20 protein-coding genes are annotated in these 25,030 nt (G+C 44.2%); 3 read left to right on the top strand and 17 right to left on the bottom strand.

From position 1 onward, the window contains the following. Positions 1-24: 24 nt before the first annotated feature. A complete protein-coding gene (gene gcvT / locus H8B17_RS01340; protein WP_190308294.1) occupies positions 25-1,104 on the top strand; it encodes a glycine cleavage system aminomethyltransferase GcvT in 1,080 nt (359 codons plus the stop codon). A gap of 41 nt (positions 1,105-1,145) precedes the next feature. Here the strand turns inward: gcvT and H8B17_RS01335 are convergent, their stop codons facing one another. The 3 genes from H8B17_RS01335 to H8B17_RS01325 form a co-directional block, all read right to left on the bottom strand. Beyond that, complete coding sequence (locus tag H8B17_RS01335) at positions 1,146-1,361, bottom strand: DUF6358 family protein (RefSeq protein WP_190307379.1); 216 nt, start codon at positions 1,359-1,361, stop codon at positions 1,146-1,148. Positions 1,362-1,379: 18 nt separating this feature from the next. Continuing rightward, positions 1,380-2,804, bottom strand: coding sequence for a Glu/Leu/Phe/Val family dehydrogenase (locus H8B17_RS01330; protein WP_190307378.1), 1,425 nt, complete (start codon positions 2,802-2,804; stop codon positions 1,380-1,382). Positions 2,805-2,945: 141 nt separating this feature from the next. Continuing rightward, positions 2,946-3,260, bottom strand: a complete 315-nt coding sequence (locus H8B17_RS01325; RefSeq protein ID WP_190307377.1) for a rhodanese-like domain-containing protein — start codon at positions 3,258-3,260, stop codon at positions 2,946-2,948. A 107-nt stretch (positions 3,261-3,367) separates the two neighbouring features. On the opposite strand from H8B17_RS01325, the gene H8B17_RS01320 reads away from it, so the two are divergent. Continuing rightward, positions 3,368-4,678, top strand: coding sequence for a M20/M25/M40 family metallo-hydrolase (locus H8B17_RS01320; protein ID WP_190307376.1), 1,311 nt, complete (start codon positions 3,368-3,370; stop codon positions 4,676-4,678). On the opposite strand, the gene H8B17_RS01315 is transcribed toward H8B17_RS01320, so the two are convergent. From H8B17_RS01315 to H8B17_RS01250, 14 genes are all read right to left on the bottom strand, one after another. Beyond that, complete coding sequence (locus tag H8B17_RS01315) at positions 4,667-5,158, bottom strand: GNAT family N-acetyltransferase (RefSeq protein WP_190307375.1); 492 nt, start codon at positions 5,156-5,158, stop codon at positions 4,667-4,669. The genes H8B17_RS01320 and H8B17_RS01315 overlap by 12 nt on opposite strands. A gap of 1 nt (position 5,159) precedes the next feature. Beyond that, positions 5,160-5,723, bottom strand: a complete 564-nt coding sequence (locus tag H8B17_RS01310) for a thiamine diphosphokinase (RefSeq protein ID WP_190307374.1) — start codon at positions 5,721-5,723, stop codon at positions 5,160-5,162. 18 nt (positions 5,724-5,741) lie between these two features. Continuing rightward, positions 5,742-6,932 carry a M20 metallopeptidase family protein gene (locus H8B17_RS01305; protein ID WP_190307373.1) on the bottom strand — a complete coding sequence of 397 codons (1,191 nt, stop codon included), beginning with the start codon at positions 6,930-6,932 and terminating at the stop codon, positions 5,742-5,744. Between the two features lie 17 nt (positions 6,933-6,949). Further along, positions 6,950-7,402: an SPOR domain-containing protein gene (locus H8B17_RS01300; RefSeq protein ID WP_190307372.1), complete on the bottom strand. Its 453-nt coding sequence runs from the start codon at positions 7,400-7,402 to the stop codon at positions 6,950-6,952. A 14-nt stretch (positions 7,403-7,416) separates the two neighbouring features. Continuing rightward, a complete protein-coding gene (secA, locus tag H8B17_RS01295) occupies positions 7,417-10,722 on the bottom strand; it encodes a preprotein translocase subunit SecA (protein WP_190307371.1) in 3,306 nt (1,101 codons plus the stop codon). Between the two features lie 215 nt (positions 10,723-10,937). Further along, positions 10,938-11,813: a menaquinone biosynthesis family protein gene (locus H8B17_RS01290; RefSeq protein ID WP_190307370.1), complete on the bottom strand. Its 876-nt coding sequence runs from the start codon at positions 11,811-11,813 to the stop codon at positions 10,938-10,940. Positions 11,814-11,952: 139 nt separating this feature from the next. Further along, a complete protein-coding gene (locus H8B17_RS01285) occupies positions 11,953-12,366 on the bottom strand; it encodes an alpha-L-rhamnosidase C-terminal domain-containing protein (RefSeq protein WP_190307369.1) in 414 nt (137 codons plus the stop codon). A 56-nt stretch (positions 12,367-12,422) separates the two neighbouring features. Next, the gene (locus tag H8B17_RS01280) at positions 12,423-12,896 is read right to left on the bottom strand and encodes an alpha-L-rhamnosidase-related protein (protein WP_190308293.1); all 474 of its coding nucleotides are present in this window, start codon (positions 12,894-12,896) and stop codon (positions 12,423-12,425) included. Continuing rightward, on the bottom strand, positions 12,896-13,081 hold the full coding sequence (locus H8B17_RS01275) for a hypothetical protein (protein WP_190307368.1): 186 nt from the start codon (positions 13,079-13,081) through the stop codon (positions 12,896-12,898). Before H8B17_RS01275 ends, H8B17_RS01280 begins: the two co-directional genes overlap by 1 nt. 39 nt (positions 13,082-13,120) lie before the next feature. Next, positions 13,121-14,887, bottom strand: coding sequence for a heparinase II/III domain-containing protein (locus tag H8B17_RS01270; protein ID WP_223816283.1), 1,767 nt, complete (start codon positions 14,885-14,887; stop codon positions 13,121-13,123). 156 nt (positions 14,888-15,043) lie between these two features. Beyond that, the gene (locus tag H8B17_RS01265; protein WP_190307366.1) at positions 15,044-16,588 is read right to left on the bottom strand and encodes a family 43 glycosylhydrolase; all 1,545 of its coding nucleotides are present in this window, start codon (positions 16,586-16,588) and stop codon (positions 15,044-15,046) included. A gap of 37 nt (positions 16,589-16,625) precedes the next feature. Then, a complete protein-coding gene (locus tag H8B17_RS01260) occupies positions 16,626-18,356 on the bottom strand; it encodes a RagB/SusD family nutrient uptake outer membrane protein (RefSeq protein ID WP_190307365.1) in 1,731 nt (576 codons plus the stop codon). Between the two features lie 29 nt (positions 18,357-18,385). Continuing rightward, complete coding sequence (locus H8B17_RS01255; protein WP_190307364.1) at positions 18,386-21,508, bottom strand: SusC/RagA family TonB-linked outer membrane protein; 3,123 nt, start codon at positions 21,506-21,508, stop codon at positions 18,386-18,388. 27 nt (positions 21,509-21,535) lie between these two features. Beyond that, positions 21,536-23,140, bottom strand: coding sequence for a hypothetical protein (locus H8B17_RS01250; protein ID WP_190307363.1), 1,605 nt, complete (start codon positions 23,138-23,140; stop codon positions 21,536-21,538). A 335-nt stretch (positions 23,141-23,475) separates the two neighbouring features. On the opposite strand from H8B17_RS01250, the gene H8B17_RS01245 reads away from it, so the two are divergent. Then, a complete protein-coding gene (locus H8B17_RS01245; RefSeq protein WP_190307362.1) occupies positions 23,476-25,008 on the top strand; it encodes a sulfatase in 1,533 nt (510 codons plus the stop codon). The last annotated feature ends 22 nt before the right edge of the window (positions 25,009-25,030 follow it).

Genomic DNA, 25,030 nt, shown 5'->3' with positions numbered 1-25,030 from the left:
GTTTGAAAAAATTTAGATATCATGATCAAAAACATAGCGTTAGCCGAGCATCATGTCGCTCTAGGGGCTAAAATGGTGCCTTTTGCGGGGTTTAACATGCCCGTCCAATATTCCGGAATTAACGACGAACACGAAACCGTTCGCACTGCGGTCGGCGTATTCGACGTCAGCCATATGGGCGAGTTTATCCTAAAAGGGGAAAAAGCGATGGATTTAATCCAAAAGATATCTTCCAATGACGTTTCCAAATTGTATGATGGCAAGATACAATACGCCTATATACCCAATGAAACAGGTGGAATCGTTGACGATTTTTTAACTTATCGTATTGACGCACAGACCTACCTATTAGTCGTTAATGCATCCAACATAGAAAAAGATTGGAAATGGATCAGCAATTACAACGACTATGATGTGGAGATGCAGGACATTTCTGACAAAACCTCCTTGTTTGCGGTTCAAGGTCCGAAAGCTGCCGAAGCCTTAGAGGGACTTACTGATATTGAATTAGCGAAGATGGAATATTATACTTTTAAAAAAGGTACATTCGCGGGCGTTGACAACGTATTGATATCTGCCACGGGCTATACGGGTGCCGGAGGATTTGAAATTTATGTAGCGAATGAAAACGCGAAAAAGATATGGGATGCGATCTTCCAAGCGGGCGAAGCATATGGCATCAAACCGATCGGCTTAGGGGCTCGTGATACATTACGTTTGGAAATGGGCTTTTGTCTTTATGGTAATGACATTGACGAAAACACCTCCCCATTCGCCGCTGGTCTTGGCTGGGTAACAAAATTCACCAACGATTTTGTAAACAGTGACAACTTAAAAGCTGAAAAAGAAAATGGGGGTTCTCAGAAATTGGTTGGTTTCGAAATGCTGGAACGTGGTATTCCGCGCCATGACTATGAAATTGTTGATGCCGAAGGCAATAAAATTGGGCGCGTAACCTCTGGTACGCAATCGCCAACGCTGAAAAAATCAATCGGGTTGGGATACGTAGACAAAGCCTTTTCTAAAGAGGGAACGGATATATATATATCCATTCGAAATCAAACGGTAAAAGCCGTCGTTAAAAAACCACCTTTTGTCAAATAGAGCTCGTGCTATAATATTATAGAGACGCAATTCTTGCGTCTCTATTTTTTTTTCTTCGGTTGTTGTTTCGTACCCTCCCGGACACTCTTCTTCACAATCTTCAATAACACCACCTTTAGGTAAATCAGCACCACTAACAAGGCTATAGAGATAAATAAAAAAAGATGATTTCCGGATTGGAAAGACATAATACCACTATACACTAAAAATGCAATAGCAAGATTTAAAACAATATTTAAGATGAAATATTTTGTCATCGAACAACCTGTTATTATTTAAGGGAAAATTCCCAATTCTTCATAAGCTACGCCGATCTTCTCGATAGCACAGAGGAACGCAGCTGTGCGTAAATTCTCTACATCTTCTCGGCCGGTATAAATATCCCGAATCTCACGATACGAACCTATCATCGTATCTTCCAATCCCGAATGCACTAAATCTATTTCATCCGGCCCGCGTAAAATAGTTTTCCGCTCCAGATCCGATACACGTTTTCCTGTGGTGGACTCAATAATATCAATGAGCTCTTTATACATATTTTCACTGAAACGCTTTTCTAAACGTCCATAACGCACATGACTAAGATTCTTCAACCACTCAAAATACGAAACGGTTACGCCGCCTGCGTTAAGATAAATATCGGGGATAACCAGGACACCTTTTTTATTCAAGATCTCATCTGCATCCGCCGTTAATGGTCCGTTAGCCGCTTCTCCCACAATTTTGGCCTGAATACGATCCGCATTGTCCTTATGGATAACACTCTCCAACGCTGCGGGAATAAGGATATCGCATGGTTGTTCCAACCCTTCTGCGGGGTCTGAAATATTAATAGCGCCGGGGAAATTAAGAATACTTCCTGTCGTCTTTCTATGAGCTTGTACTAAATCCACATCCAACCCGTTTTCGTCATAGATCGCTCCATCGTATTCAATCAAACCAACAAGTTTCGCTCCCGCCGCCTGAAAATATTTCGCAGCGTGATACCCCACGTTTCCTAATCCCTGAACAATAATCCGTTTGCCTGCAATACCTGCAGTGAGTCCGATTTTCTCCATATCCTCCTGAAAAGAACACGCCTCGCGAACACCGAAGAATACACCTAGACCCGTTGCTTCCGCCCTACCACGAACGCCACCCTGTGAGACTGGTTTACCCGTGACACATGCTTCGGCGTCGATATCATTTGGATTAAGAGAAGTATATGTATCCATGATCCAACTCATCTCTCGTGCGCTCGTACCATAATCTGGCGCAGGAACATCAATACCGGGACCTATAAAATTCTTTTTGACTAACTCCGATGTATAGCGACGTGTAATATTTTCCAATTCAAAATCGGTGTATTTACGCGAGTTAATTTTTATTCCACCCTTAGCGCCCCCAAAGGGAACGTTTACAATAGCGCACTTGTAAGTCATTAAAGAGGCTAGAGCCATTACCTCTTCCTGATTAACCTCCAAGCTAAAGCGAATACCTCCTTTACAAGGTAACTTGTGATGTGAATGCTGAACTCTATATGCTTCGATAACCTCAATGTCATTTCCGATTTTTACCGGAAAACGCACCCGAAGGATAGAGTTACAAGCCTTAATCTGTTCTAAAATTCCGTGATCAAAGCGCGTCAACTTCGCTGCTTTATCAAAGTTGCGCTGGACACTTTCAAAAAAAGTATCATTTTCTGAATTTTCTGCTCCCATTATTAATATATTTCAAGATTAAATGGAACTTATTGTTCCAAAATCGCGCAATATAGCAAACATTTATAAGTATTCATGTTTAAATCCCTTTTTCATAGCGATTTAATAAATAACAGAGCTTTTGATTAAGTTTTTCACAAACTAGTATACATCCATATCTGGATCAATTTCTTCCTTCCAGGCCAATATACCTCCCGCTAAGTTGGATAAATTGTCAAACCCTTGTTGTTCCAATAACATCACCGCCTGTGCACTACGTTTACCACTACGACAATGTATGATAACCGGCTTATCTTTCGAAACCTTATCCGCCTCGATTACGATTCCTGCTAAGGGAATGTTGACGCCGTCTAGATTAGAAACTTCGTATTCAAAAGGCTCACGAACATCGATAAGTTGGAAATCTTCATTACGATCTATCATTCCTTGTAGCTCTTCAACTGTAACTTCTTTCATGTTTTTTATATTTTCTTGTATCAAACTTACATAAATTCTCCTCAGCCATCAAGCACTATTTATAAAGGAAATATACTATTTTTAGGCACACATAGTGGAGTCTTATTATGAAAGAAAAAGTTTTACATGGCTATTTTTTTGTCTTTTTCCAATTTGCTGCCTGTCTATCAGCTGTAACTGCTCAAACAGTGGAAACGGCGGACGTGGAACGTATTATCTCAACACTTGCCGCCGACGATATGCGCGGAAGGGCAGCATTAAGCCCCGATATTGCCCGTGCAGCAGATTTTATTGCAGAGGAATTCCGGCAAGTGGATTTACACCCTTATGCCGAGGAAAACTACCGACAGACGTTTGAGGTAACGAAAGTTTCTACGAAAAATGAATCCATCAAGATCAATGGAGCGGCATTGAAAACCGATGAGTTTATCATACTAAATAGTAATCCCATCCTTTCTTGGAATCAAGATTCGGAAATAGAAGTTATGGAAATCAGCGCTGGAGATGATTTCTCGGAACGATTCCGCGATATCGTGCGAAACAATCCGAACAATAACATCGTATGGATAGACCCGTCTTTTGCCCCTATGCTTGCACGTTTCAAAAAAATATTTTCACGTGAAAATGTTATTCCAAAACAAGCTGGTGCAACCAACGGTCCAAGTAAAGTGTTCGCCATTAAGAAAAAAGACACCAGAATTTTTGAAATAGTCGCCAACACCATACACGAAGATTTTCCGTTGTTCAATGTGGCTGCTGTCATCCCAGGAAAATCTAAATCAGATGAATTTGTTGTTTTCTCTGCACATTACGATCACATCGGTATCCTTGAACCAGAGGGAAAAGACTCCATAGCCAATGGCGCGGATGACGATGCTTCCGGCACGACCGCCATGATTGCCTTGGCTAAACATTTCAAAAAGGAGGGCATCAACGAGCGTACCTTGATTTTTGTCGCCTTCACAGCAGAAGAGATCGGCATGTTTGGCTCTAAATACTTCTCCAATAATATTGATGCCGATAAGGTCGTTGCGATGATTAATATAGAAATGATCGGCAAGGATTCTAAATTTGGACCAAATACCCTATATATCACAGGCTACCATCATTCCAATTTGGCGGAATTGATGCAAGATAACCTAAAAGGAACAGCGTTTACGTTCCATCCCGATCCATACCCAACACAAAATCTATTCTATAGAAGTGATAATGCTGTTTTGGCAGCGCTAGGTGTTCCAGCGCATACATTTTCCACTTCGCAGATTGATAAAGACGCATACTACCATACGGTAAAGGACGAGGTTTCGACGTTAGATATCCGGAATATAAAGTCTAGCATAGAAGCCATTGCCAAAGGTGCTGTCGGGATTGTGACGGGAGAACAAACGCCGACACGTGTAGAAAAGTTAACGGACTAGTTTCTGCATGACGTAATCATCGAGGATATAACCATAATAAGGTATGTCCACTTCCTTCATAACTTGAAACCCCTGCTTGAGATAGAAGTAATATGCCCTATTTCCTCTATTGACATTAAGCTCTAGTATCGAGCAATCGCATTCTTTTGCTTTTTCTATCGCGAAATCAATTAATTTTTTGCCCAACCCTCGTCCCTGACTGTTCGCTAAAAGGTATAGTTTTTCTATTCGCAAAATATCTTCACTCTTCTTTTGAAGAGCGATAAAGCCTAAAGGTTTTTCCTGTTGTTGAAAGATAAGATAAAAATCTTGTCCGTCTATCATAGATTGCTGAATGGCTTCCGGGCTATAATTTTTACGCAGCATGAAATCTATTTGTGCGCGACTTAGAATCGTCGTATATGTTGTGTGGTATACTTCCGTCCCTAAATGATGGATTACCGCAGCCTCTTTCTTGCTTATTTTTCGAATAGTGTACATTTTAAATTTCTTCGCCTATACAAACATATTCATTGGTATTAAATTCCAGATAAATAAAACCATCTTGTTCGGTCAGGAATTCATGTGAGCTGATACGTTTAAGTCCGACCAGAGATTTGAGTCGGCTTTCGGAAACGAAAACGCGCGCGCCAACTTCTTTCCATTTTTCGTAGCGATGACGGACATACACATACCGTCTCCCATGAGACAATACGACAATATTAATTAAAGTACAATAGGCTTCCAGCACTTCATCCAGTGCATTGCACACGATATTAACGGCTTTGTGGTTGTTTCGGATAAGATAATTCAGGGCGTCTGGTAGGAACTCTTGTTGTATTGGGAGATTTTTAATTTGCTCTTGCTGATATGTTTCTTCTTTTGTACTGAATACAGCATCTACTTTGATATCTGCTGCTAAAAAGAAATCTATCGTGTCGTCGTTCGCTATTACCGTTGGACTCCATTCTAGCAGTTGGCCCATATGTTCTTCATCGAGCGCATCATAGGAGGCGACAATCATAGCGGGCTCCTGGTTCTCTCTAACAATATGATGTGAAGACATGCTAGATAGCAATAAAGGTTACGCGCTAGTTGTCAGTTGTCGCAACGTGATATACGACATCAAGCCAATACTCACTTTCAGCGCGTTTTCATCAACATCAAAAGTCGGGGTGTGTACAGCTGATGAAATACCCGCGGCTTTATTTCCCGTTCCCAACCGATAGAAGCAGGCGTTTGTTTCTTGCGAATAATAAGAGAAATCTTCCGCCGCTGGCCATATATCCAACTCAACAACATTTTCCTCTCCCAAATATTCCACAGCAAAATTACGGGATGCGGTTGTTAATCTCTCCTCGTTAATGAGGAATGGATAACCTTTTCGTACTTCAAAATCACAGGTTGCTCCCATACTCTCCGCGATACCTGTTGCCATCTTGACCATACGCTCATGGGCCTCGGCCCGCCACTTTTCATCAAACGTACGAAACGTTCCTTCCAAATATACTTCATCAGGAATAATATTGGTGGCACCATTTCCCACTATCTTCCCCCAGGACAAAACTGTTGGTATCCTCGGATCTGCATTTCGACTCACAACTTGCTGAAGAGCGGTAATAATCTGCGCCGTAATGGCGATGGGATCTATGTTTTGATGTGGATGCGCACCGTGTCCACCCTGACCTTTCACTGTCATAAAAAGCTCGTCACAAGAAGCCATATATTTTCCTACACGAAAACCTACTTTGCCCGTTTCAATAAAGGGCATCACATGCTGTCCGATGATACCTGTAGGCACTGGGTTTTCGAGTACGCCTTCTTTAATCATGATGGAGGCTCCACCCGGTAGGCGCTCTTCACCAGGTTGGAATATAAGTTTTATGGTACCTCCGAATTCGCTTTTCAAAGATTGTAATATGGCCGCCACACCGAGCAGCGAAGAGGTATGCACATCGTGCCCACAAGCATGCATAACGCCCAAATTTTGTGACCCATAACTACGGCCGTCTACCTCCTGTATAGGAAGGGCATCCATATCCGCACGGAGAGCCAATACCTTTGTCGACGGCTTCTCTCCATAGATCAGCCCGACCACACCCGTGTTTGCCATGCTCTCATAAGGTACCCCCAGACGATCTAGTTGTTCTTTAACAAAAGCAGATGTCTCATATTCTTCAAACGATAATTCGGGATATTGATGTAAATGGCGTCTAAATTTAATCGTCTCCTCAAAGAAATCGTCAGCGAGTTGTTTTATTTTTTCTTTCAGCATGGACATAATTTTTCTATTTATTCGTACGCCCAAACATCTTCCGTGAAAACAAATACGTTGGTGTATTGCGAGCGTAATTCTCGCATAAAATTCGTCGCTTCTGACCGGCTTCTGAAATCGCCTACCTTTACTCTATAATTTGGTTCCTCATAGGTCACATAAGCTCCGATATCCTTATAAGATCGCTGAAACCTAGCTTGTACTGCGTACGCGTCACTCCGGTTTCCTCCAGAAAATACCTGAACACGAAAACCACGTACTTTAACCCGTTTTCCACTCTTCTTATCAACCACTTTCGATCCAAGACTAATCATACGGGCAGTTGTTGGATTGATATCGTTTTCCGCTCTGAATTCTTGCAAAAGGCTAATCAGCGAATCCTTTTCTACTTCGACGATTCCCGATTGTGCTTTACCAAGCTGTGCGAATCCAAGGAGTACAAAACCAAATATCAATCCTTTATATAACATTTTCCGTAAATTTTTTACGCGTTTTTTCCGTGACAGTTTTTATATTTCTTTCCAGAACCACAAGGACATTCATCATTTCTACCCACCGTTTGTGTCTTACGTATAGGTTGTGTGACTTGTTGTTCACGCGTATCGCGATCTTCGTCAGACACACCCGTGGGGGAAGCTAGTTCCGCCTTGGTTGCTTTAACCTGAACGGGTTGAGGCTGTACTGGACGTGCTTCCCGAACATTTTGCGGTTCTTGCTGTTGACCCGGTATTTCGCCTTTGAACAAGAAACTTACAATCTCTTTATTCATGGAAGCCAACATACTTTTGAAAAGATTGTATGCTTCCATCTTATAAATAATAATGGGATCTTTTTGCTCATATACTGCGTTCTGCACAGATTGCTTCAAGTCATCCATTTCTCGTAAGTGTTCCTTCCAAGCCTCATCAATCAACGCCAAAACTATGCCTTTTTCAAACGATCTGAAAACTTCCTTCCCACTAGATTCTACTGCTTTTTGCAAATTGGTCGCAACTTGTATGCCACGAATACCATCCGTAAACGGTATCACCACATTTTCTATCATGGCGCCACGTTCCGCCAAAACATTTGTTAGCACTGGAAGCGTCTGTTCCGCAATTTGTTTCTCCTTATTTTGATAATGCGTGAGAATCTGCTGAAACAGTTTATCTGTTACGGCCGTTAAACCACTTTGCGTAAACTCTTCTTCCTCTATTTCGGGGTTAATAGCAAACAAACGAATAACTTCAATTTGGAATTCTTCGTAAGTTCCTCCCTCTTTTGCCTCGGTTACGATATCTTCGACCACATCGTAAATGGTGTTGTTCAAATCGACGTCCAGACGCTCACCAAACAACGCGTTCTTACGCTTGGAATAGATTACTGTACGTTGAGAGTTCATTACGTCGTCGTATTCCAGCAAACGCTTCCGAATACCAAAGTTATTCTCCTCCACTTTTCGCTGCGCTCTTTCGATTGATTTTGTCAACATACTGTGTTGCATCACTTCTCCGTCTTCCACACCCATTTTCACCATGATGTTGGAAATCCGTTCAGAAGCAAACAATCGCATCAAATTATCCTCCAGTGACACGAAGAATTGCGATGAACCAGGATCCCCCTGGCGACCAGCCCGTCCGCGTAACTGGCGGTCGACACGACGCGATTCATGTCTTTCTGTACCAATAATGGCCAAACCTCCTGCATTAATTACTTCCTGCGTCAACTTAATATCCGTACCACGTCCCGCCATGTTGGTTGCAATGGTTACTTGACCAGGACGCCCTGCCTCTGCAACAATATCGGCTTCCTTTTGGTGAAGTTTCGCGTTCAATACATTATGCTTGATACCACGTAATTTTAACATCCGGCTAAGTAATTCCGAAATCTCGACAGAGGTAGTACCCACGAGTACCGGTCTTCCGGCTTCGGTCAAAGCTTGAATTTCTTGTGCTACAGCGTTGTATTTTTCTCTCGCTGTACGATAAATCAAATCCTGTCGATCATCCCGTTGAATTGGTCTGTTTGTCGGGATTTCCACCACATCCAGCTTATAAATCTGCCAAAGTTCCCCCGCTTCTGTGGATGCCGTACCCGTCATCCCAGCAAGCTTGTGATACATCCGGAAATAATTCTGTAAGGTAATCGTTGCATATGTTTGCGTCGCATCTTCCACCTTTACATTTTCTTTCGCTTCAATTGCTTGATGCAGACCATCAGAATAACGGCGTCCTTCCATGATACGTCCCGTTTGTTCATCAACGATCTTTACCTTACCTTCATCCACGATATACTGATCGTCAATCTCAAATAAGGTGTAGGCTTTAAGCAATTGATTTATAGAATGGATACGCTCTGACTTGATAGAGTAATCGCGCAAAAGCTCTTCCTTTTTTTGTGCTTTTTCTTCTAATGAAATATCTGATTTTTCGATATCAGCTATCTCAGACCCGACGTCGGGCATAATGAAAAAGTTAGGGTCTTCGCCGGAAGCCGTAATCAATTCGATCCCTTTTTCACTCAGCTCTACTTGATTATTTTTTTCATCAATCACAAAGAAAAGCTCTGCATCCACCTTGGGCATATTGCGGCTTTGCTCAGCCATATAATGGTTTTCAACCTTCTGCAATAGCTGTCTGTGGTTTCCTTCGGACAGGAACTTAATCAAAGCCTTATTTTTAGGCAAGCCGCGGTAAGCACGCAACAACGCCATTCCCCCACCCTCTACATCAGAGTCGCCTTTGGCAATGGATTTCTTCGCTTCGTTAAAAACGGTATTTACATAGGCTTTTTGGGCATTTACCAATCTTTCAATCCGCGGTTTCAGTTGATAAAACTCATGCTGATCACCCCGTGGAATAGGCCCGGAGATAATCAATGGCGTCCGCGCATCATCAATCAAAACAGAATCCACCTCATCAATCATGGCATAATGCAATTTTCGCTGCACCATAGAGTCTGGTGTCTGTGTCATATTGTCGCGCAAATAATCGAAACCAAATTCATTATTTGTTCCGTATACAATATCTGATAGATAAGCTTTTCTACGCTGCGGCGAGTTGGGTTGGTGTTTGTCGATACAGTCTACACTCAATCCATGGAACTCAAATAACGGCCCGTTCCATTCGGAGTCACGACGCGCTAAGTAATCATTTACGGTTACAATATGTACACCCTGCCCAGATAATGCGTTTAGGTATGTCGGCAACGTACCGACTAAAGTTTTACCCTCTCCGGTAGACATTTCCGCAATTTTACCTTGGTGCAAAACGATACCCCCAATGAGCTGCACATCATAGTGTACCATATTCCAGGTAACTTCTGTACCAGCCGCTGTCCAAGAGTTTTTCCATACCGCTTTATCGCCTTCCACTACGACATTCGGTTTGTTTGCTGCCAATTCCCGGTCAAAATCAGTTGCGGTAACCTCAATTTCTTTATTTTCTGTTAAGCGGCGTGCTGTATCTTTCACCACAGCAAAAGCTTCTGGCAAGATTTCCAACAGCACTTCTTCTAATTTTTTGTCTCTATCCTTCGATAGCTTGTCTACTTTCTCATAAAGGGCCGTCTTTTCGCCCATATCCACATCATCCTTGTCTGCTTCTGCTTTTAAGGATGTAATTTCTTGGTCTATATCCGCTAAATAGGCTTTGATTCGGTTTTTAAAATCGGCTGTTTTCGCCCGTAATTCATCATGGCTTAACGAAGATAGCTTCTCATATTCCTCTTTGATTTTATCTACAATGGACTGAACGGATTTGATATCTCGCTCTGACTTGCTGCCAAATAATTTACTTAAAAATTTTAACATAATATTTTATTATCTCCGTATACCGCGTGCAATAATGAATCCAATACTATTTTGCAGACATTTTGGCACTACCGGGCAAATTTAATTATTACATGTGATAACTAACAGGATTCCAGTTTATTTTTTTGTAAAACCTATGTTGTTCTATTTGCGACTGGAGCGACGCCTTGTTTTTGCACAGAAGCTGCCCATCCACCTCTTTATCATAGTGATGTTTAAGTCATCAAAAACAAACTTTTACGAGAAGTGGGAATAAGCTTTAGGTCTTGGGCTTTATCAAACATTTGCTGGATTGCCATACGTCCCTCCTTCCCCAGGTGCTCCGAATATTTGTTCACATAGAGGTCAATATGTTTATACATCACCTCTTCCTCCATTTCTTGTGCATGGGAACGGATATAATCCAATCCTGATTTCGGGTTTTCAAAGGCAAATTGTACACTTTCTCGAACTAATCGGTTGATTTTAACCTTGAGTTCTTTGTCTAAGCCCCGTTTCACTACAATCCCTCCCAAGGGTATTGGACTGTTGGTTGTTTGTTCCCAAAAATCCCCCAGATCCACGACCTTGTACAATCCTTTCGCTTGATAAGTAAATCTGTTTTCATGGATAATTAAACCCAGATCAATCGTACCATCTAACAACGATTGTTCGATATCAGAAAAAACCAACTCCTCCTTGTTTTGTAAGCTTGGAAAAGCCATCCCCAATAGAAAATTGGCCGTTGTATATTTTCCTGGAATACCGATTTTCAATCCGTTTTCCGCTGTATTCAGCTCCTCCTTGTTTTCCAGCACGTTCTTTAACCGTGCAGCTAACGCTGGGTCTTTCGTAATGAGCAATGGCCCTACACCAGAACCTAGTGCACTTCCAGCGTCTAGCAATTCGTAGTCGTTTACGGCATATGCAAAAGCATGGTAACTCAGCTTGGTGATATCTAGTTCTCCCAGAAACGCTTTTTGGTTCAAGGTCTCCACATCTTGGTATTGTACGTCAAATTCCAGTCCTCCCGTGTCAATTTTATGATGGATCAACGCATCAAAAATAAACGTATCGTTGGGACAGGGCGAAAAGCCAAGGGTAAGTTTCATGTCTTTGCTGTTTTTTAAGCAAAAATAAGAATTTGCTTCTATCTCCTAGCTATTATTTCCCATGTTTCCGGTTGAAGCTCAATTGGTGCCGTACTTTTTCGTCCATTACGTTTTATTTTTCGATATCCGATAGGCAGTTTCACATGTGCGGTGGTCCCATTAGGCACAACAACATCGAGATAGAGTCTATCATCTTATAACCAGCAAAGATATCTCCCCTTACGCTTGCCACCTTTGCCGATGCCTCCCGAACATCACCCGGTTGAGGCGCCACTAGAAACGTTTTATATCCAGGCGTGAGCGATCTTATTCCACAAAGCCTACTGGATAACACAGTCAATCCGCCACCGCTCCACGCATGGTTTACAGTTCCTCCTCCAAAACCCTCACGACCAACTCCCCAGCCTTCGAACAGTGTGGTGAAATAGCCATTATTGACCATTCCGGAAAAACGCTTTCGGTGTCGAGCATTCGCTTTGGCCGGCTCACGCATTTTATACATAGCCTCGAACACATACTTTTCCATATAGGGACCTGCATGTTCTTCTTCCAAAAACACTTTTAAAATTTGGTCGTAATATTGTTCGTCCGCAATATCTGCCAGAAAGGCTAGCGCATATGTACCCGCTCATCCGTTTCGCCTGTATACTTAGGATCTCTATACGATTGACCATTCCAAAATCTTTCGTTGAATTTTGTCTTAAACTTCTCCATCTCAAGCCTATATTCTTTCGCCTGCTCATCATAGCGCAGCTCGTTTGCTATTAACTGATTACCTTTTATAGCCAGATAGTACCATAGGTTATGAATGAGCAGCATATCTTTATGATCTCCCCAGTCTCCCCATAGCCATCCACCTTCTCTTACCCTGACAAGACCATCGCTATCCTTTTCCCACAGCTGAAGATATTTTTGTATGGCAGGAAAAAGGTCTATAAGCAACTGTTTATCGCCCGTATGCATATAATATGTCCAGATCCCGTAGAAACCAATACTCGCCAGTGATTGATCAGCAATTTCGCTATCCCAGTTCCCCGCAGGAATAGGGGAAAATAACGTTCCATCTTCTTTTTGCCAGCCGATTAGTTCATAAAGCCATTTTTCCCCAGCGCGTGAGACGAAGGTGTCAGGGCATAGAACGCTTCCTCACTTTCCAGAACCGCATCACCTGTCCATTTTGCTTTCCATGGCTGCGCATAGGCCCTACCAACCAAAATGTAGCCTATAAAGAAAAATACAACTATTATCTTTAAACTTGATCCGCTCATTTTAAAATAATTAAACGAAGCGCCTGTCCTCGTTATAAATTATAGCGATTCTATCAGCGTCACCGTATACTTTACGGTCGTATTCGCCGGTACAGTAGTATCAAAACCTACCATAACCGTTCCCTTATTTTGTTGATTGTAATCTCCGTATTTATAGTTCCCAAATTCACTTTTATATTCTCTTGGGTTTTCAGAAGGTCTTATGGTGAGTTTAAAAGGCACTTCCGAATCGACCGTTAGGATCATATCTTTCCCCTGCTGGGAAAGTCTTATCGTATTTTTGTTTATGATTTCCGCGGATGCCGGCGTCACCATATTCCATCTCAAATCGACAGGGTCGGCGCTCGTTTCTATAAAATCTTCTATTTTTAGAAATGACTCCTCTACGATAACCGCCCTTCTGGTTGCCCTCTTCAGCTCATTGTTCAAGTTTAATGCGGGTGTCAAATCCACCATAGCACCGAGCTCGCGGCCCTTATCGTACGTGTCAACAATTTCGGATTTACCCTCAACATTATGTCGTTGATTATTAATGGTCAGCGTATTGTGATTTAAATTATTATACCTAAAAATATCCCAACGTTGCGAGTTTTGACTCATGTTCCAGAGGTCCACACCCTCAGACTCCAACGTGATGTAGCTCTGCAAACCAAAATCCATTGCCCAACGAAGGTTCCCCACATCATACACAAAGGTACCTTGGTCCATGTGTCCATGGGGATCACCGGCTTTCCCCCCCTTAATGCCAAGATACTTCCCTTGGCCATCCTGCCAGTTCGTGCGAACAATCGATATAGGCGTCATGCCATGCCCCGCATAGGTATTTCCATCAGGTGGCTTAATTTCCGACAACGTTAAATTTTTCCCAAACACTAACGCATTAGGCAAGAAGCGGTGTTCGTCCGAATTGATTTTTTTGGTGTATCCACCTTTTCTGATCAGTGGTATTTCTTGATAAATTAAAGCCGGATCTTGTTCCTTTTCCGCAAACCAGAACAAAGCAGAGGACGGCGCTACGGCGCGACCACCGTCGTAGTAGTTGAAATAATAGCCGGAGGGACCAACAGCGTAGAGCATATAATGTGCGGAGGCCATAAAGCCGGGCGCTTCGGATAGCCCCAAGTCTGACCCTAAGGCGCTTTCCAATGCCGAAAAAAACATCACTTGAAAGGTGGTCCCATAATTCCAGTAACCCGGACCTTCGGGATAGTTTCCATCCGGTGCGTATGTTTCCAACGGCAACTTGGTAGATTCCAGCGCCCGTTCGATAATCGCCGTAGCCTGTTCTTTTTCATCTTCAAAAATAGCCAATGCAGCGTACACCAGCCCGCCGTTACACACCGGATTCCAGTTATTATGTCGCGTTAAAAACGAATTATCCCCAGATACATAGGATGGCTTAAAAGCTTTCTCTACAATGGCTTGTCGAACCAACTTACGTGTATCGTCTTGCAAGTCATCATAAAGCCAATCATACGCGATGGCTACGCCCATAGCCATCTCCCCAACATCGAGAAAATGGGATGGATTCCAAGATTCGAAGGCAGACACCGCTTTGAGTTCTTCCTCTGCCCGCCGGAGATAGCGGGTATTGCCAGTCATCCGGTAACTATACGATAAGTAGTACAAACGGGAAAGTGCAAGGCGCGATACGGCTAGCAGACGTTTTCCTTGTTTTTTGAATACAAGCGTCGGTTCATCAAGCAACTCATCACAAACCTGTCGAATGTACGCATCGATTCGTTGAAATTCAGGATTTCGCTGCAAGGAAGCACGGATAGCTACTTCCTCTCCTTGTTTCAGCAAAAGCCTTGGATGATCAGCTATCTTGTCATAATCGTATGATAAATTTGTTTTATCGTGTGCACAACTCCATAAAGAGCAGGTCAAAAGACAAGTTATCAAAAGACATTTTAGGGTATGAAACATAGATTTATGGTATTTTTTGCAATATACAGTTCTTTAGTTAAGTCTGGCGTTGAACACGGGCGCATGCGTCGCGCGAGAAGGGGTTCCTACTTCTACATAAGGCCAACCATCCTGACCCCATTTTATTTGATCAAGCATCAGGACCCGACCGGAAGGATCGCTGGTGCGCACACCATGATACAATATCCAATCGTTACCTGCGTCATCTTGAACGATCTGCGAACAATGTCCATTGCCCACGAAGGAATCATTCCGATCAATAACTAAAGTTCGTCCATTGTTCATCATATCAAAGCCGCTTCTATTATAATAGGGACCTGCGAGGCTAGTGGAGCGTCCCACCACCAACTGATAGGTACTGTTGATACCGGCGCAGCAAGAACCGATAGAAGCAAACATATAGTAGTAGCCATTTTTCTTGTGGACATACACGCCTTCGAAATAAGTGCCGGCAACCTGTCTTTTTTCCGCACCCTCTTTTACCGAAAGACCATCCTCGCTCATTTCAATCAAGTAAATGCCACGGAAGCTTCCCCACATCATGTAGTTCCGCCCATTATCTTCAATAAAGCAGGGGTCGATGGAGTTTTGCACACCAATCTCATTGCTTCGGAATAACGGTCCATGATCGGTAAACGGACCTGTCGGATTGCTCGCTGTGGCCACACCAATGCCGCAGCTCCACTCGCCACCCCATACAGACATGGAGTAATATAGTACATACTTTCCGTTGATGTATCGGGCATCGGGCGCCCAAAGGCCACCATTCGGTTCAAAAGTAGGGCGAGTAGCATCTGTAAATGCTGTACCTACCAGCTCCCAATTGACTAAATCACTGGACTTCATGATCGGGGTATTGCGAATATCCTCCGTTGCATATAAATAAAAGAGTCCATCTTCCGCTTTAATCAGCGTCGGATCGGGTAGACTCTGCGCCACCACCGGATTGCTATACAGGTTATCCAGATAGGAGAAACGTCTAACATTCGATTGATTAGGGCCGACATCCACGCGCACGTCCATGGCGATGCTTTCGCTGAGCTGCGGTGACAACACCCGAACCAGTGTATCCGTCACCAAAAGAAGATCTGCTGTATCACCATCAAAGGTCACAGTAATATTTTCCTCCGAATTCCCGAATCCCGAGCCCATGATATCGACTGGATCTCCGATATAGGCACGGGTTAGTGAGTCAATAGATGGTTTCGTAAAGCCAAACGTGAAATAGTATTGGTTGGATTGTTCTTCGCCAATCTCCAAGTGTATCTTTGCATAACCAGCCTCCGTTTGCGCAGGGACGATCGCCTCAATCTTGCCTGCGGAATAATTTACAATCTCTGCGGCTTGGTCGCCAAACATGACCTTGATCTTCGAGCGGTCATCCCCAAAGTTTACACCGGAGATGATCACATGATTACCGGGGAGTGCCGTTCGCGGAACCACCGCCCTTACTCCAGGTTTACTGCTGTCACCAACGCTCAAGTCATCTATCTTTTTGTCAGAACAGCCCAAAAACAGCAGCGCGATAAATAAGGATCCCACGCCGTTTAATACTGATTTTTTTATCTTTTTATCCATCTTTTCCAACTTCTGGTTTATGATAAATCAATTTTTGTTACCATGGAAAACGTTGATCCAGCTCCGTATTAATCGTTACTTCCTGCAATGGGTAGGGCAACAACATGTGCCGGTTACGATCAAACGTAAGTCCTGGTTCACGGTAGGTCTGGTGAAAGGCATCAGTCTCCACATAGAACGAATTAAAGCGGATCGCTTCGTCGAGTTGGTCGAGTTTTTCTCTTACCAAATTCCAGCGCACCAAATCCTGCTTGCGTAACCCCTCAAAGCACAGCTCCCGAAGGCGTTCATCGACCAGCTCATTAAAGAACGCATCATGCTGTGTATTTCCAATATAAGGTTCCAACCCTGCCCGCTCCCGCACGATATTTAAACTATTCACCGCTTCCGGCGATGCATCTGCTGTTCCGAAACGACCACCGATAATGGCCTCCGCATGCATCAGCAATATGTCCGAATAGCGCAATAGTGGAAAATTGATACTGGTATAGTTTGGATCAGTAGCCGATCCCGTTACATTGTTCAGAATAGTATAGGGAGCGTCTACAATGCTCCGCTGTGTACGCAACGCCTCCATATCCGTGGGTTCCCACCTCCTATACTTGCCGATCGCAAACTCTTGATGCAGCGGACGGTCAAAAATATAGCTCATTGTATAACGTTGATTGCCTGAAGAGTAATTATTGCGGTACCCGGCAATATTCCAAGCCAATCGGGTATCCTCACTCGCGTAGCGATTATATAGTGCGACCGACGCATTCACATTGGCAAAACCTCGGGGAATATCGGATGTCCCGACAAATTCTACACCATTGATATTACCCATCCGTCCGTGTACATTCAATCCCATTTCGATCAAGTTGCCAAAGGACACCTCATAAAGTGATTCGCGCAAATCGTACCGATTTTGCAGGTAATTCATGAAATGGTTACGATAGCTCTGGGGATCGGTAGCGTAAGGCACGATATGGTGCCAGCCGTCTTGGATGATGATCTCACATTGTTGCCTGGCTTTCTCAAAATATTGTTGTGGATTGTCAAAATAACAATCTGCTTCATTTTCTGCCAGGTAGGGCTGAAAGCCACCCATGCGTAGATACAAGCGTGCTAGCATACCGTGCGCCGCCATTTTATTGGGTTCGCCCGGAACATAGTCGGGACTATTGGCATGAAGCAGATGCTCCGCAGCAAATAGATAATCGCGTTCCACCTGTTGGTAAACCTCCAACACGGCAGAAGGAGCCACGTGATTGTCATCCTGATTAGAACTGGGCTTTAAGCGGATAGGCACAGGACCAAACCAATTCGCCAAGTTAAAATAAGCGAATGCGCGCATAAAACGTGCTTTCGCTAGATAGCGGTTGGTTTGTTCCTCGGAAAACATCTCCGGATCTAAGTTCTTTTCCAGCTGGTTCACCAAGTTGATCATGCTGTAGAAGTGTAGCCATATATTCTGCACCTCATCACTGGAAGAGGTATACGCATATCGGGCTGCTCCCCAGTTGGCAGCAGAAGAGTTCGTATACATCTCGTCCGTACCGCTCTCCAACACCACATTAAACTTATAGCCATACATATCATCGTTGGCCATGCCGCTGTAAATCCCGGCAAGTGCCATTTCCACTTCCGATGCGGAAGAATAGAATGTCTCGTCCCGCCAAGTCGATAGCGGGTCTAAGTCAAGGAATTTCTTGCATCCGGCGCTTATACATGCTATCAGCAAAGCCATTATGGCTACAACCACTCGAAATCTTTTTGTATTCATCATTTCCTAATTTTATACCGTTTTATAATCGATTAAAAAGAAAGTTCCAGTCCGGCCGATATCGTCATGCTCTGCGGATAAGCAGAGTAATCCAAGCCGGGGGTTAATGCCCCAAATCTACCTACAGAAACATCGGGGTCATAACCCTCATACTTTGTCAAGGTTAGTAAGTTCTGCGCGGAGAGCGATACCCTACATCGCTTCATACGTACGCGCGATATCAAGTCCTCGGGAAGATTATAACCGAAGGAAACCGTCTTTAGCTTGAGGTAGGAACCATCCTGTATATGCCTTGAATCCAGTTTGTATCCAAAAGGGGTCAACAAATTCGTGCCATCGAAGCGCATTCCACCAATTTCCGTGTCCGGATTTGTCGGCGTCCAGAAATTCGTTAGTGACTTCAGTCCATTTCTGCTAGTCTGGTATATATTTCCATATTCCGACTGGTTTCCATTCAACAGGTCGAATCCATAAGCCCATTGCAATAGAAACTGAAAATCAAAAGATTTATACTGGAAACTATTGAACAACCCACCCGTATGTTTTGGATGTGGGTTACCGATAATCGTCCGGTCTTCCTGACTAATCATTCCGTCACCATTCCCATCCTTAAACCGTACCATTCCCGGCTTAGTGACACTCATATGCGTCGGGATTCCCTCTTTAAGGGTATATGTTCCATTTTGGAAACTGAAATCGTCCATTTGGTAAAGTCCATCGAATACGAAGCCGTACATCATACCTACCGGCTGGCCGACTTCAGTAATATACTGATACTCCGTCTGCATGAACTGCACATCCCATTGTGGATCGGTGCGAATCTCATTCTGACCACTGTTCAACTGTATCGTTTTGGTCCGGTTGAAGGCAATATTAAAATTGGTGCTCCAAGTGAAATTGGCATTCCGAATGTTTTGAGACTCTAATGTGAATTCGATCCCTCTATTGGAAACTTCGCCGACGTTTTGTTGAACACGGGCAAAGCCAGTACTTGGCGCCATATCGGCCGCCAGCAACAAATCTACCGTATTCTTCTGGTAAACATCTACCGTCAAATTATACCTTCGGAGGAGCTGTAAGTCTAGACCAATATTGGTTTGTTCCGTTTTTTCCCAGCGCAGGTCTGGCACCGCCATATTGCTTTGAAAGGCTCCTGGAACATAGCCCTGGTTGGCACCCAGTATATAGCCACTATTCGAGTTGACACTAAAAAGGTTGTATGCCACGAAATCCCCTACACGGTTATTTCCCGTAGCTCCCCATCCACCGCGAAGCTTTAGATCCGTGATTGCTTCAATCGGTTTGATGAAAGGTTCTTCCGAAAGCCGCCATGCGAGGGAAAATGAGGGAAAATAGCCCCAGCGGTTGGCTGTACGAAACTTAGAAGAGCCGTCTGTACGCATCGTTGCAGTCAGTAAATATTTGTTGTCGTACGTATAATTTACCCTTCCAAATACCGAAAACAATGAATTTCTGGAATAGTCCGTACTGGCAATGGTCGACGCGGTAGCAATCCCAAGATTATATATACCAAACTCATCGGTAGGAAGATTGGTGTTCTGTAGGCTATTGAACTTTGATGTATTATACTGTGCCTCGAGTCCAGCCAATACGCCATAATTGTGTTTACCAATTTGGTCTTTATATCGCAATGTATTGGAGGTTGACAACACATCCCAGCGATTGTTCGTCAACGAACCGTTGATTCCCCGACTGGTACGGGTTGCTTCATAAGAGTCCCGTTTGTGGAAAGTCGTCGTTTCCCGGAGACTCGCTCGATAATTACCCATCATGCTCAGCGTCAATTTTTTCGTTACATTATAATTGAAACCAAGCGTACCCCCTAATACATCGTCGAGCCGAAAGCGATCTGTACTCTGCATTCTGCGAACGGGATTCAGAAGATAAGGGTCAGTATCTTCTACGCCGGCCTCGTCGCTGTCTGTCCAGTTGATTGGTGTCAAGGGGCGGAAGGATATCGCATCACGGATGATACTGTGCCTTGAATTTCCAGACGCTATCTGTCCATCGTGGTTGTTCCGACTATACTCGAACTGCACATTTGCCTCGAAATTAGGCGCGATTTTGTGTGTGAATTTCAATCGGTTGTTGATTTTCCGGAAATTCGTCTCAATCAATGTTCCTTGTTGATTCACGAAGTTTCCGCTATACAAGAACGTCGTTTTGCTATTGCCTCCGCGCAAAGAAAGCGACTGGTTCGTCGAGTTGGTCGAACGGAATATCTCGTCTTGCCAATTGATCCCCTCTACACCCCGATACAATTCCGGATCTACATATCGTCGGTTAAAAAACTCTACGTTGGTCCCTGGCACATAGTTGTCATTGGCATACGCCATTTTTTGCTGATAGATCACATACTCGTAAGGGTTCATCACATCCAGACGAGTGGGGACATGCTCAAACCAAGCCGAAGACCGGATGTCGACATCCGTACGACCGTCGTTATTCCCGCCGTAGGTATTGATCACCACGACCCCATTTGCACCCCGCGAGCCGTAGATAGCAGTAGCTGAAGCGTCTTTCAGGATATCAAAACTCCTAATATCCCGCGTATTGATAGTACCCGGATCAAACCCTTCCAATGGTACGCCGTCCACCACATAAAGCGGAGAATTGTCACCGGTTATGGAGTTTCCGCCCCGGATCACAATCTGCAAAGGTGCCCCGGGCGTTCCGTCCTGTGAAGTCACCTGTACACCCGCCACCCGACCGGCCAACGCCTGATCGAAATTAGCCGCAGGAGCTTCCGCAAGTTGCTTGGTGTTGACACTGGCCACCGAACCCGTTAGATCCTCCTTTCGGACCACATCGTAACCGATCACAACTTCCTCTAGCTTCACATCTTCTACCTCCAACACCATGTCGATCTGCTGCCGATCGAGGACAGCCTGTTCTTCTCGGCGAAATCCGAGGGAAGAAAAAATCAACACCGCATCGGATGGCACGTTATTAATGACATACGTTCCCTGCTCTGTCGTGGTTGATCCGCCTGTTTTTCCTTTTATAGAGACACTGACGCCTCCAATCGGTGTTCCATTTGCCTCTCTTACTGTCCCTTTTACACTTTGCTGCGCCTGTGCGGAGAAAGCGAAAAGGACACTGATAATTAATATAATATATACGTTACCCCTCATATTTTCTTAATTAGTATATCCAATAACTTAGTTTTCTGGTTCTACCGCTCTGTAATGGAAATCTGAAAAGAAGAAAATCCCCCCTCGTCCCATTGCAGATGCGTTGTTCAGCAATTCTCCTTCGAAACACGAAGCAATTTTAAAGGCCACCGTAAAGGTTGTAGAAATCTGTTCGACCGGAATAGCATAAGTACATTTCACCCACTTACCGTAGAAGGTACCCAGCTCCGGTCGTTTACGATCATCCGGATCGGCCCCTGCTTGGTTGCCCGGATAAGGTGTGCCGATAAACGCTGGCCCCCAAGGCGCTCCGGCGGAATTACTGCCCGCCATACCCTCGGAACGTTGGCAACGCATCACGTCGTTAACCTGTGTCCAGGTACCGTTCAACCAGTTGCCATTGGCGTCCTGAATGGTGCCTCCGGTATAGTCTGTCGAAATATACACTTCCATGTCTGCAGGCGCCCGTCCGTCTGCCATATAGGTTTGAAAGTGCGGCATATAATAATAGTCAAAGGATAAGTCGTAGCCATATTCAAAAGGTGTTAAGTCCTGCGTGGTTGTAACCATCCAGCTTGTCGTCGGTGTGGTGACCCCCGAACCGTTATGTAGTTGATTTTCAAGTATCGTCTGCGTGGTGTTCTGCTGCGGTCGTTCAGGTGGTGCTATAAACGCCCGACCTGAGCTATTGTCAATTTCACCCCAGATATCATCACCAACCCCGGGTTGGATAACCTGCACCGTGAAACCGTCACCTCCGGTAGGATATGATCCGGAAGTCCGCAGGGTAGGATAAAAGAAATAAATCGTTTCTCGTGGCATAACTTCTGGTCGGTCGGTAATGATGGTGGTCAATTTCCCGTCGAACAAAACCTCCTCGCCAGTAATATTGCTGACAACACGCACGACAGGCGTCAACGTATCGTAATCTGTATAGACATAGTTTGGGGAAAGGGAAACCTTTCCTGTCTTACCATCAATGACCAACTTATCTTCTTCTGTTGCCAGCTCGTAGGTTACATCCGGATTAGCGCTCGGCAGAAGCGGAGCCGAGGTCTTACTATCCGTTTGACCATACACCAAATTTTGGTTTTTCGGTGTATAAACAAGATTTGTCGGCAATAGCGGGCCGACGTTCAAATGAAATGCTTTCTTAAATACCGTTTCGTACTTGGTAGCACCATCCTGTGTTGTTACCTTAATATCAAAATAGTAGTCGCCGGCGGTAAAAGTATGCCCGGCAGCTATCGTAATAATACCATTGCTGGCTGTGTTCTCCGAAGCAAAAAAAGTAAGCGGGTTTCCGTATTCATCCACATAACCTTCATTTGGGTTAATGGGAATATCTACCACATGGCTCTCGCCGATACGTACATATTGCTGATAGGTATCGTCCAAACAAGAGCCGTCGCTCAGCGAGATATCAACCAACTCAAACTTTGGCGTCAGCCCGCCGGTCTGTACCGTCGGTGGAGCCGTCACAATCTGACCACCCTCCCGGGCGTTACCAACACTTACATACCGTAGATCGTAGGGAGCTCCTGGTGGGTTGGTTCTTAAATCTTCCTTACAAGAGAAGGAGACTATCACCCAACAGCATAGCAGGAATAAAAGCCGTGTCTTATTTTTCATGATCGATTCGTTTATAAAAGGTTGCATATATACCACATGCTTCCCGTAGTTTTATAATTGTTTCTTAATTTAATTGATGGTTTTAATAACTGTCTGTTTACAAATATCAAAAAACAATATGCATCACAGCGGGGGTAAAGCGTCTAAATTGAGGGGGTATTTTATCCTCCTGCTCTTCTTCAAAAAGAACATCGATTTAGCAATAAATTACTTGCTGCGTACGTTGATCGTTAAAATGCCGCCGACATTTAACACCTTACATTCCGACATTTACCCCCCCCCATGCGTCCAGCTTTTTTTTTTTATTTGTTTCGTTGCTAACAAACGTTAAGTACATGAAAAGAAACCATATCATAGACTTTTTTATCCGGCCTTTGCTTGTTTTAGCGTGTGTATATGCTACACCTTGCGCAAACGCCCAACAAAACAGAAACATATCCCATAAAAAGAAAAATATTTTATTTATCGCCATCGATGACCTCCGGCCAGAACTAGCTTGCTATGGTATGACACAGGTAAAAACACCCCATATCGACAAATTAGCCCAGCAAGGAAATCTTTTCGAAAACGCCTATTGTCAACAAGCTGTTTGTGCACCGTCCAGAAATAGTGTACTGACCGGACTCCGCCCCGATGCGATGCAAATATACGATCTCGGAACCTTTTTCAGAACAACCGTACCCGATGTCGTAACGCTACCGCAACTGTTTAAAGAAAACGGCTATATCGCCGAAAACGTCGGTAAAATATACCATGTCGGACATGGCAATAAGAACGATCTGCAGTCGTGGACAACGGTATGGAATTATCGGGATGAGCTCGACGTGCTTCCCAAAATAAATCATGGCGATACGACGGACCTAGAGTCTAGCCTTCCAAAACTCAATGGAAAAATGCTTCCCTACTATCGTTCAAATGCCCCGGATGAAGATTTATCCGATGGCCGGGTAGCCGCCATCGCAGCGGAACGTATCGAAGCGCTAAAAGATCAGGATCAACCCTTCTTCTTGGGCGTAGGTTTCACCGCGACCCATTTACCTTTTGTTGCTCCGTCCAGCTATTGGGACCTATATGACCCATTGGATATCGCTATTCCGAGCCAGCAAGAGCCGAGCGGCATGTATAACCAAGCTTTTATAAAATGGTCAGGAGAATTAGCAGCATACCATGGTATTGCTCCATTTAAAGAAAAAGGCACACTTCCAGACAGTATCGCCCGGAATCTCATCCAAGGATATTACGCTTCCGTCAGCTTCGTCGATGCCCAGGTTGGCAAACTATTAGACGCCCTCGAAAAGAACGGTTTACGCGAAAATACAATTGTGGTACTGTGGGGAGACCACGGTTATAAGCTCGGCGAATATGGCATGTGGTGCAAGCACTCAAACGCGGAGCTGGATACCCGCGCACCCTTGATCATCCGTGATCCGGATTACTCAAGTGAACGCAAAAGCCCCTCTGTAGTCGAATTGCTCGACATTTATCCCACACTCTGCGAACTAACAGGCATTCAAGCACCAGATCACCTGCAAGGAAAAAGTCTTGTTCCGATACTAAACGACCCAGGCACCCGGGTAAAAGAAGTCGCCATGAGTCAGTGGCCAAAAGGAAAAACGTACCCGGGAACACCGCCAAGCCGGGAAATTATGGGCTATTCCATTACCGATGGCCGCTACCGCTTTACCCGTTGGCAGTATCATAAAAACCCCAAACATGTTATCGAAAGGGAACTGTATGATCATACCGAAAGTCGGATCGATACGAAAAATTTAGCTAAATCCAAGAAATACGAGGCCGAGGTACGCCGTCTGGAATCACTTTTAAACGGCTTGCTCGAAGAGCGGCAAAAAACAAGAATCACTAATTGATTGACAACAAACACATCACTTT

Origin of the sequence: Sphingobacterium arenae (genome assembly GCF_014692505.1) — a bacterium.
GTDB classification, from domain to species: Bacteria; Bacteroidota; Bacteroidia; order Sphingobacteriales; family Sphingobacteriaceae; genus Sphingobacterium; species Sphingobacterium arenae.
The sequence above is the reverse complement of the archived record's forward strand: the minus strand, read 5'-3'. Positions and strand labels throughout refer to the sequence as shown.